Here is a 9471-nt window from a genome sequence, read left to right as displayed (position 1 = left end):
TCGGTCGCTGTGCATGCACTGGAAACAGACGCCTGTTCGCCAAGGTATGGCGTGCGAGACGTCACTCAGATGGGAAACATCGATGCATAGAGGAACGGAATTTTCGCGTCTGACAGGTCGTGTTCTTGCGACCTGCCTATTGCTCGCGGCAGTGACGGCGTGTGGCAAGTCGGAACCGACGTACAGCGGAATTTCGGTCATGGGCCGGAATTATCTGCCGTACAACATGAACGGTTTCACGATCATCGATGCGTACGGCAACAAGGCGAGCGGTGGTGGTGACGATCCGCCCGGCGCGGGTGGTGGAAGCGTTACGTGCTGCTACAAGCTCAAGGGCTCCGAATTCACGGTCAAATGGAAGTACTACGACGCAGATCAGTGGACGATGGACGACTCGCATACGCAGCAGGTCGAGACAAAGGTCGTGATGCCGCCATCGACCATCCCCGAGAAGGTCGGCAGCCGTATTCTCGAAGTTCATTTTTATCCGGATCGTCATGTCGAGTTTCAGTTTCCCGGCGAGCTTCTGGACGATTCACGCATTCCAATCGTCGACGTTTCTCGATGGATGGCGACTCATTATCAGGAACAACTGGACAAGAAATTCGATGAGACGGATGGGCAGTCGCATCGGCGCATCGCGCGTGCTGTCGCGACCGCCTGGCTGAAATACCACCTGACCGACCGGAATGATCTGGAGCAGTACGCGTACTTCAGCCTGCTCGTTAACAGTCGATTCGATGCTCATCCAGAGGTGCAGCGCATCTTGCGTGCAGCGGCCGGAAAGCCCGGCGCGTTTGCGAAGTCGATGCAATCGTTGCCGAAGAACGTACTGTCCGAATTGGCGAGCGGCAAGTTCAAGCCGGTAACCGTGCCGGCGGTTCCGGAAGGCTTATTGCCGCCGCCGCGCGTAGAGGAGAAGCAACATGGGTGAGAGAATCAAGCTCGATCCGGATGACGCAACACCGATGTCCGTGTACATGCAGCTTGTTTGCCAGGATGCGAGCATGTATCCGAAGGGCGATTGCTTGCCGTGCGGTGCGACAATCCGCATGGGCTTCTTCTTCGATGCGTTCGGCAGAAATCGTGATATCGACGACAAGTCGAGTTCTCAATACTCGAATATCTGCCGTTTGTGGGAGGCCCACCGAGACAACGACGACAGGCATCGGCCAGTCAATCAGTTCTGGTACCGCTTCTATTATTCGGGGTTGGGCACGCCTCTCAACGAGTCGGCCAAGTCCAACGCCTGGATCAATGCAGGCGTAGCCGCGCTCAAGTTGGCAGGCAAGAAGGCCGCAAGTGGGGCAAAGGCAGTTGGCGAGTCATTCGTGCGTGTCAATACGCCGATCAAACAGGCCGACCTTGGCAAGCGTGCCAAGGAGGTGGGGAAGCAGTTCATGGAGGGGGATTTTTCGCTCCGGCCGATCGAGAAGGCGTTCGAGGATTTCCGGAAGGACATTGAACACATTCCCGCTCAGGCGCGGCGCATCACGAACGTGCTGAACGCATCGTCGGAACGAATCTGGGAACGGACCAGGGCTACCGGCAGGCTGCTGTGGCGCAACGCCAAGAACGACGCGAAGACCAACATCAAAGGAACCCCGATAAAGGCGGCATGGGCGGTTGCACGCGGCCTTTTCGTCGGCTTGGCGATGGAGAACGTGCCGATCGTGCGCGACAATTCCGTCATGGCCGAAGCGTTCGGAACCGGCGTCGACACCCGGTTGATCGCAGCCAAGGATCAGTTCGAAGCCGCGTACAAGGCCGTCAAGAAGCAGATGCCGAAGGTTCGCCTTATCGAAGTATCGGTGTTTGGAGCGGACCGGGGCTGCGTGCTCGCACGTGCGTTCATCAACGATCTGGCGGAGAAATACAAGCGCAGGGACGACACGGATCTCGCTATTGACGGCGTTTCGATCCAGATCAAGTTTGTCGGCCTGCTCGATGCCGTTTCCTCGATCATGTCGGAAGAGGCGGGCGAGCTGATTGGAATGGTGCCTTATCTGGGGATGTTGAAAACCAGTTACAAGGATCGCCCGCTCGCCATACCGGCAAGCGTGCAGCGCTGCGTCCATTTCGCTGCGGCGCATGAGATGCGCTTCTATCAGCGTCTCGATAGTCTCGAGAAAACCCGTGGCGAGCAGTTTCTTTATCCCGGTACCAGTTGCGATGTCGTGGGCGGCGCACCCAACGGTTCACTTGGCTTCAATGCGGAATTGATGCGAATCCCGCTGCGAGACATGCTGCTGGAAGCCTTGAAGGCAGGTGCCGTCATGGACACGATGGAAGACCTGCGGGACAAGAAACCGGACACCTTCTGGAAATTCACGATCGCCAAACCCATCACCTCCGATGGCAAGCAATACCGCATCAGAAAGCTCGTCGATGCATACAACGCCCTCGTCCCCCGCAAACCCGGCGTCGATTTCGTCGAGCATTCGAAAGTCTTCATGCGCTGGATCGCAGTCCGCTACCAGGATCCCGAATTCCGTCGCACGATGTCCGATCCGGTCGCCGACTGGAAGCGCAACATGGCCGACGCCGACCTGCAGCGCAAGACGACGAAATCGCAGCTCGACTGGGAACTGCAGCGGCAGGGCATCAACATGAGCATGCTGGCCAGCCGCAGCCAGGCCGACCAGGCAACGCTGCGGGGGATGAAGGCGGCCAGCGATGCGGCGCAGAAGCGCTACGAAAAGGTGCTCGCGGAAGCGCCGAAGGACTATACGACCGTGTGGGAGCGTCTTCACAAGGAGTCGGAGAAAATGCTGCGCCGCGCGTCTTACCAGGACGGCTTGAGGCAATCCGCGGAGCGACTCCGGAACATGCCCGATATCGGGGATTCCAACAACAAGGCGAGCGCGGACGCGGTCGAGGCGGCCATGCTGCCCGAAGCCCAGATGGCGCTCATCACGGCCTGGAAGGAAGGGATCGAAGGCAAACATCCGCTGCCGCCGGACGTCATGGCGCTGTTCGACATGCTTGTCCACGATACGTTGCTGACGAGCTGGCAAGACCACGTGCTCGCGCCCTCGTTGTACTTCCGAACGCGCGACAAGGACGAGTTCGGCTCGACGAATTCCGCGAAGGAAGACAAGCAGCGCAAGAAAGACGAACGCGTCGCCGCGCGCGTCGACCAGGCGGTCAAGCAGAGTCAGGAGTGGGCACGAGAATACAAGGGTGGCGGGGTGCCCACGGACTGACGGCGTTCCCTGCCTGAACGCGCACGCACCCGTCGCAGCGGCGACGGCCGTGCGCCCGGCCGCTAACTGAACGTCAACTGAAAGTTAACTGAAAACGGGCGGCGCATCGCTGCCGCCGCCCGCTGTCCGCCGGCCACCCTCGCGACGAGCGCGGCCGTTCCGTCCGTTACTGCCCCACCCGGAACTCGATCCTTCGATTCCGCGCCCTTCCATCCGCCGTATCGTTCGGCGCGATCGGCTGATCCGGCCCGACGCCCGTCGTCGTCATCTGCTGCGACGGCAGCCCCTTCGTGATCAGATAGCCCTTCACCGCATCCGCGCGCGCCTGGCTCAGCGCGACGTTCGACGTGCGGTTCCCCGAGTTGTCGGTATGGCCGATGATGTCGACCGTGCGGTTCGGCATCTTCGTCAGCACCGCGCCCATCTGGTCGAGAATCAGCTTGCCCTGCGGCGTGAGCGTCGCGCTGCCGGTCTCGAACTCGATCGTGCGGTTCGCGAGCGTCTGATCGAGCAGCCCCTGCTCGGACGCGGACACGCGCAGCCCGTTGCGGATCGTGTAGGTCGGGTTCAGCGTGTTCGCCATGTCGCTTGCGAGCTGCTGGCGCTGCGCCTCGTTGTGCACCTCGCCCTTCATCTCGATCTGCGTGCCGTCGATCTTCAGCTGCCCCTTGCTGATCTGCTTCAGCTGCGGGCCGATCAGCTTCTGCACGTTCGCGCTCCAGTTCGGCGGCGTCGCGACGTCGCCGACTTCGATCTGGTCGACGACGTTGGTCGCGCCGTACGTGTCGCGCAGCTTCTGCAGCACCGCGGCCTTGGTCGCCTCGTCGGGCACCTTGCCGCCGACGACGACCTGGCCGGGCGTCGCGTTCGCGGGCGGCGGCGTGACGGTGCCCGCATGCGCAGCCGTGCCGGAGCTCAGCGTCGCCGGCGCGGCGGTGGCCGGCAGCGCGGTCGTCTGCACGTTGCCGTTGCCGACCGGCGTGACGGTCGCGCCGCTGTTTTGTGCGAAACCTGCACCGCTTGCGAGCAAGCCCGCGGCGAGGAGGGCGGCGGCGAGCGCGCGGCGCGCGTGAATCGTGTTGCCCATTCCGTCAGCCTCCGATGAACGCTTCGCGAAACGCGTCGATCGCGACGCGCAGCGACAGTTGCGGTTGGTCGAGGTAGCTGACGAGCTTGCTGATCCCATGATCGTGATGTGCATGTCCGTCGATCCACTCCGGATCGTCGATGTCGATGTTGTGGGCGGCATAGGTCTGCGGGTCGACGACGCTCAGCAGCGTTTTCGCCGACGCGCCGTTGAAGCCGATGATGAGCCGTTCGCGCTCGGCGATCGTGCCGATGAAGATCGCGAGCTCGAAGTCGGCCTGCGCGACGAACGGCGCGATCAGCTCGAGCCAGAACGCGGCGACGAGGCTGCGGTAGAACGGATCGACGGGCAGCGGCAGCGTGAGGCCGCGCTCGATGTGCGACGAGCCGCTCTGCATCACCGGGCGCAGCAGCGAGCCGAGCGCGAGCATCGCGCCGCGCAGCCGCACCGGGTGGCCGCTCGCGAGCAGCATCTGCTCGAGCCCGTACAGCGACTGGTGCTCGACGAAATCGTTGAACGTGCCGTCGTGCGGATTGCCGGGGCCGCCGCCGATGTCGATCGGCACCTGCGTGTCGCCGAGCGCCTGCAGCGCGCCGGGCGGCTCGTTCTTGCCGAGCAGCGCCGGCATCTGCTGCGCGACGCGCGTCCACAGCCGCGCGAACGCGAGCGGACTACGCGCGAGGAACGCGATCGGCCGCTCGACTTCGAGCGCGGTCGCGCCGAGGAACGGGAAGCGGCGCATCGACACGTCGTGGCTCGCGACCATGTGCCCGGCGATCGCGAGCTTGCTGCGCGAGCCGAGGAACGCGAAGTGCATCGGCTTCGCGTCCTCGTAGACGATCTTCCAGCGCGGATCCTCGGCGAGCAGCTCGAGCGCCTGCGCGACCCAGTGGTCGAGCGTCTGCAGCAGCTGCGGGTTGTGCGCGCTCTTCACGAAGTCGCCGCGCGACGGAATCTTGCCGAAGTAGGCGATTTGCGCCTGAACGGTTTGCGTCATTGCGCCCCCTGTGCGTTCGATGCGGTGGCGGCCGCGACAGCCGCCGCGGCGCCCGATGCGCCTGCGCCCGGCACGGCCGCGGCGTTCTGCGCCGCGCCCGCGCTCGCGTCGGCGACCGACGACGGCAGCGTGAGGCCGCGCAGGCTCTGCTGCTGCGGCTGGTCGCCGCCGCCGCTCGTCGGCTGCGACGTGCTGATGATGCGCATCGTCACCGACACGTTCACGCTGCCTTGCGTCCACGTGAGGTCGAAGGTGCCGTCCGGACGGCGCTTGCGCTGCGCCGAGTTGATCAGCTTCTCGAGACCGTAGCGGCCCGGCTCGTTCACGAGCTGCACCGTGCGGCCGTCGAACGTCGTTGCGGACAGCGTCGCGCCCGGCGAGCCCTGCGGGTTCGGCCACACGAAGTTGGTCCACTGCGGCGGCGTGTTGCGGTAGCGCAGCTGCTGGCCGTCGATCGCGATCGTGTATTCCGTCGTGCCCGTGCTCGGCTGCGGCAGGATCTGGAACACGGTCTGCGGCTCGGACGACGCGGCGGCGCCACCGCCCGCGGCGCCGCCCGCCAGCGGGGCGACCCAGCGCGCGAAGCCGTTCGTGAAGTCCGGCGTGAGCCCGATGCCCATGTCGCCCCAGGTGCGGGCCGCGAGCGTGTCGCCGCGGCGCACCGCGAGCGGCCCGAGCGTCGTGCCGACAAACTTCGCGATCGAGCCGTCCGGACCGAACACCTGCGCGATCTCGCTCGCGCCGGCCTCGACCTTCGCGCCCGGCGCGAACGGATACTTGGCCGCGAGCGAACTCTGGAACGGCTGGTAGACCTGCGCGTTCCACACCTTGTTGACCTCGGCGCTGGCCGGCTGGATCACGACCGAGAACGCCTGCATCAGCGGCCGCACGAGCAGCGGGCGCAGCGACTTGCGTTGCGAATCGGTCAGGCCCGTCAGCATCTGCTCGTCGACGAACTTCAGCGAATCGGCGAGTTCCGAGCCGTTGCCGTCGAGCGTCTGCTGCATCAGCTGGCGCGCGCCCGGCCCCGGGTCGCCCTGGTTCTTGATCACGTTGAAGCGCGTGCGGACCTTCGACAGCGAATCCATGTAGCCCTTCAGCAGCGACGTGCCGTCGTGTGTCGCGACGATCCGACCGAGGCCGATGAACTCCTGGCCGACCGGACCCATCGGGACATCCGCCGGGTTGCCGTTGATGTCGATGTTGGCCGCTGCGACCTGGCCCGCCTGCGAGCGCGAGAACAGCTGCTTGAACCAGTTCACGACGCCCGTCTGCGCCTTCTTGATCGTCGCGTTCGCGAGCGACGGGTTGTCCCAGGACGTCTGGTCGTACGCGGTTTCGAGGACCTTGCGGATCGGCGAATCCTGCGGATCGCCGAGACGATTCATCCCGTCGACCGCCTGCCCGAAGCTGCTGAAGCCCTGCACCGCGATGCCCTGCATGAACTTCTGCCAGTGCTGCGCGTATTCGGTCTTGTACATGCCGACGAGCGCCTTCTGGATCTGCTCGGGGCTGCCCTCGAGCGTCAGGTCGTCCTGCGACGACGTGTTCAGCACCCAGTCCTTCGCCTGCAGTTCCTTCGTCGCCGCGTCGCGGATCGCCGGCTGCACGTACTGGAACCACGCATCGCGCGTGAACGTGCCCGGAATCGCGTAGCTGCCGGCGATCAGCCCCTGGTTGCCGTCGCCGACGATGCGCGCGATGGTCATCGGCGCGAAGCGGGTCGATGCGCGCGCCTTGATTTCCTCATACACGCGCTGGCGGGCCGGCATCCCGCGCACGACGTGGCGCAGGTTCTCGCGGGTCTGGTCGACGAGCGCGAGGTTCGCGTCGATCATCGGCCAGTCGTTGTCGTTCACGCGCGACAGGTAGAACGAGATCATGCGCTCGGCGCTCTTGATCATCTCGTCGCGCGGCATGTTGCCGCGATTCGTCTCGAGCCAGCCGCGCCAGAAGCGTGCGAGCTGGTCGGTCAGGTGTGCCTGCTCGACGTGGCGCTTGTCGGACAGCATCAGGTAGGTCTTCAGCGCGTTGTACGCGTCCTCGACGTTGGTCGGCGACGCGTCGCTGTAGAGGCCGCCCTGCGGCGCGGCGGCGGCGGTCTGGGCCTGCTGGGCGGCCCCGGCCGGATTCGTCGACACCGGCACCGGGCTTGCCTGCGTGGCGCCGGCATCCACCGCGCGGTTCAGCGGCGCGAGCTGGTCCGGATGCGCGTTCACGTCCTTCAGGAACGACGCGAGGTTCTGCGACACCGGGTTCAGCAGGATCTGGCGCACGCCGTAGTAGTACTCGGTCAGCAGGTGCTGCTCGAGGCGGTCGCCCTGGTAGAGGCCGAGCGACACCGACAGCGGCTTGTCGCGGCGGAACTGCTCGAGCTGCTCGATCCGGTCCTCGAGGATGTCCATCGCCTGCAGGCGCGACTGCAGGTCGTTGCGGCCCTGCTCGAGGCGCGTGACGTTGTCGAGGTCGGCCTGCACGTTCGCGACGAGCTGCTGGTTGCCGATCGTCGACCAGGTCCAGCCGCCGAGCGCGAGCGCGAGCGCCGCGACGAAGCCGAAGAAGGTCGCGTAGCGCAGCCGCGTCTTGGTCGGGCTCGCGAACTGGCGCACCGTCTGGCGGTCCGCGAAGATCACCTTCGAGAACAGGTCGCGCAGGAAGAAGCCGTTCTTCGAGAACGCGCTGTGCGGCTTCGGCAGCGCGGTCGCGTCGAGGCCGAAGCGGTGCGCGATGCGCTGCGCGGCCGCGCTGTTGGTCTCGCCTTCCTGCAGCGCGCTCGTGAAATAGAAGCCGCGGAAGATCGGCTTGTACTGGAACGGGTTGTTCTCGAACAGCGTCGCGAGGAATGCGCGCAGCGCCGGCTTGATCGTCGAGAATTCGAGCGGGAAGCTCAACTGCCCCGGCGACAGCTGGTTGCCGCGCGACAGCGACAGCTGCGCGACGCTGATCTCCTTCAGGCCTTCGTACAGTTCCTCGAAGCGCTCGTCGAACAGCGCGACCACGTCGCGCTTCTCGTCGGGTTCGTAGGGCAGGGTGGCGCCCCACACGCGGTCGTATTCGTGCTTGTCGCTGCTGCTGAAGAATTCGGTGAAGCCGGTGATCAGGTCGGCCTTCGTGAACATCACGTAGACGGGCGCGAACACTTCGAGCTTCTCGGTCAGCTCCTGCACGCGCTGGCGCAGGTTCTTCGCGAGGTTGATCGCGAATTCGGGGCGGTTGCCGGTGAGTTCGGCGATGCTCGCGGTGACGATGATGCCGTTGATCGGCGCCTTCGGGCGGTAGCGCTTCAGCAGCCCGAGGAAGCCGAGCCACTCGCTGCGGTCTTCCTCATGGACCGAGTAGCGGCCCGCAGTGTCGAGCAGGATGCCTTCGGTCGTGAAGAACCAGTCGCAGTTGCGGGTGCCGCCGATGCCGTGGATCACCGCGCTGTTCTTGTCCGCGAACGGGAATTGCAGGCCGGAATTGATCACCGCGCTGCTCTTGCCCGCAGCGGGGTTGCCGATCACGATGTACCACGGCAGCTCGTACAGCGCGGAGCCGCCCGACACCTGGCCGATCTTCGACGTCTTGATCGTCTTCACCGCGTCCGACAGGCGCGTGCGCAGCACGTCGAGGTCGGCCGACTTGTCGGCCGGCGCGAGCGCGGCGGCGGCCGGCGCGGCGATCTTGCCGGTTTCCGCCTGCTCCTCGAGGATCGCGCCGAGCTGGCGGTTCGCGCGCTTCACGCGCCAGCGCCGCCACAGCGCGACGCCGAGCCACAGCACGAGAATCGCCGCGAAGGCGATCGCCGGCCACAGCAGCGGCAGCTGCAGCGTATCGGCGACGATGAAGAGGATCGCCGCGAGCGCGGCGATCCCGACGATCGAGAGCGTACGCGGGTGAGTCAGCACGTTGAGAATGCGTTGCATAGGACGTTCAGGTTCCGGTGCGATTCGATGAGGCGACGCAGGCGCGCCGAGCGGCAAGGGTGGCGCCGCGATGTGTCGCCATGCTGTCAAACGGGGTGAAAGGCGTCGGCATCAATGCGCCCGCGGCATCGGAGAGGGCGCGCGCATTAACGAAAGGACGCTGTGAGATTTAAAACGGAACCGGCGGCCCGAGTTAATCGCGCACCGGAATGCGAGATCGATTGCGCCGCCCATATCGTTTCCTGCCGGGAGATTAAATAGCCCCATGCCGCCCTC

At 65.1% G+C, this 9471-nt stretch carries 5 protein-coding genes; 2 read left to right on the top strand and 3 right to left on the bottom strand.

Going from position 1 to position 9471, the window contains the following annotated elements; translation table 11 throughout:
* The first annotated feature begins 82 nt into the window (after positions 1-82).
* Both ACV229_RS38400 and ACV229_RS38395 read left to right on the top strand, forming a co-directional pair.
* Entirely contained in the window at positions 83-934 is an 852-nt protein-coding gene (locus ACV229_RS38400) for a DUF3304 domain-containing protein (RefSeq protein ID WP_448088285.1), read from the top strand.
* Complete coding sequence (locus ACV229_RS38395; RefSeq protein ID WP_448088266.1) at positions 927-3206, top strand: hypothetical protein; 2280 nt, start codon at positions 927-929, stop codon at positions 3204-3206. Before ACV229_RS38400 ends, ACV229_RS38395 begins: the two co-directional genes overlap by 8 nt.
* Positions 3207-3372: 166 nt before the next feature.
* On the opposite strand, the gene ACV229_RS38390 is transcribed toward ACV229_RS38395, so the two are convergent.
* From ACV229_RS38390 to tssM, 3 genes are read right to left on the bottom strand one after another with little or no spacing between them, the layout of a single operon-like run.
* Positions 3373-4293 carry an OmpA family protein gene (locus ACV229_RS38390; protein WP_448088265.1) on the bottom strand — a complete coding sequence of 307 codons (921 nt, stop codon included), beginning with the start codon at positions 4291-4293 and terminating at the stop codon, positions 3373-3375.
* Between the two features lie 4 nt (positions 4294-4297).
* Positions 4298-5290, bottom strand: coding sequence for a type VI secretion system-associated protein TagF (tagF, locus tag ACV229_RS38385; protein WP_448088264.1), 993 nt, complete (start codon positions 5288-5290; stop codon positions 4298-4300).
* Positions 5287-9195 carry a type VI secretion system membrane subunit TssM gene (gene tssM / locus ACV229_RS38380; protein ID WP_448088263.1) on the bottom strand — a complete coding sequence of 1303 codons (3909 nt, stop codon included), beginning with the start codon at positions 9193-9195 and terminating at the stop codon, positions 5287-5289. Before tssM ends, tagF begins: the two co-directional genes overlap by 4 nt.
* Positions 9196-9471 lie beyond the last annotated feature (276 nt).

It is taken from the genome of Burkholderia sp. MR1-5-21 (assembly GCF_053427715.1).
Note: the sequence above shows the minus strand (reverse complement) of the source record. Positions and strands in the feature narration are given on the sequence as shown.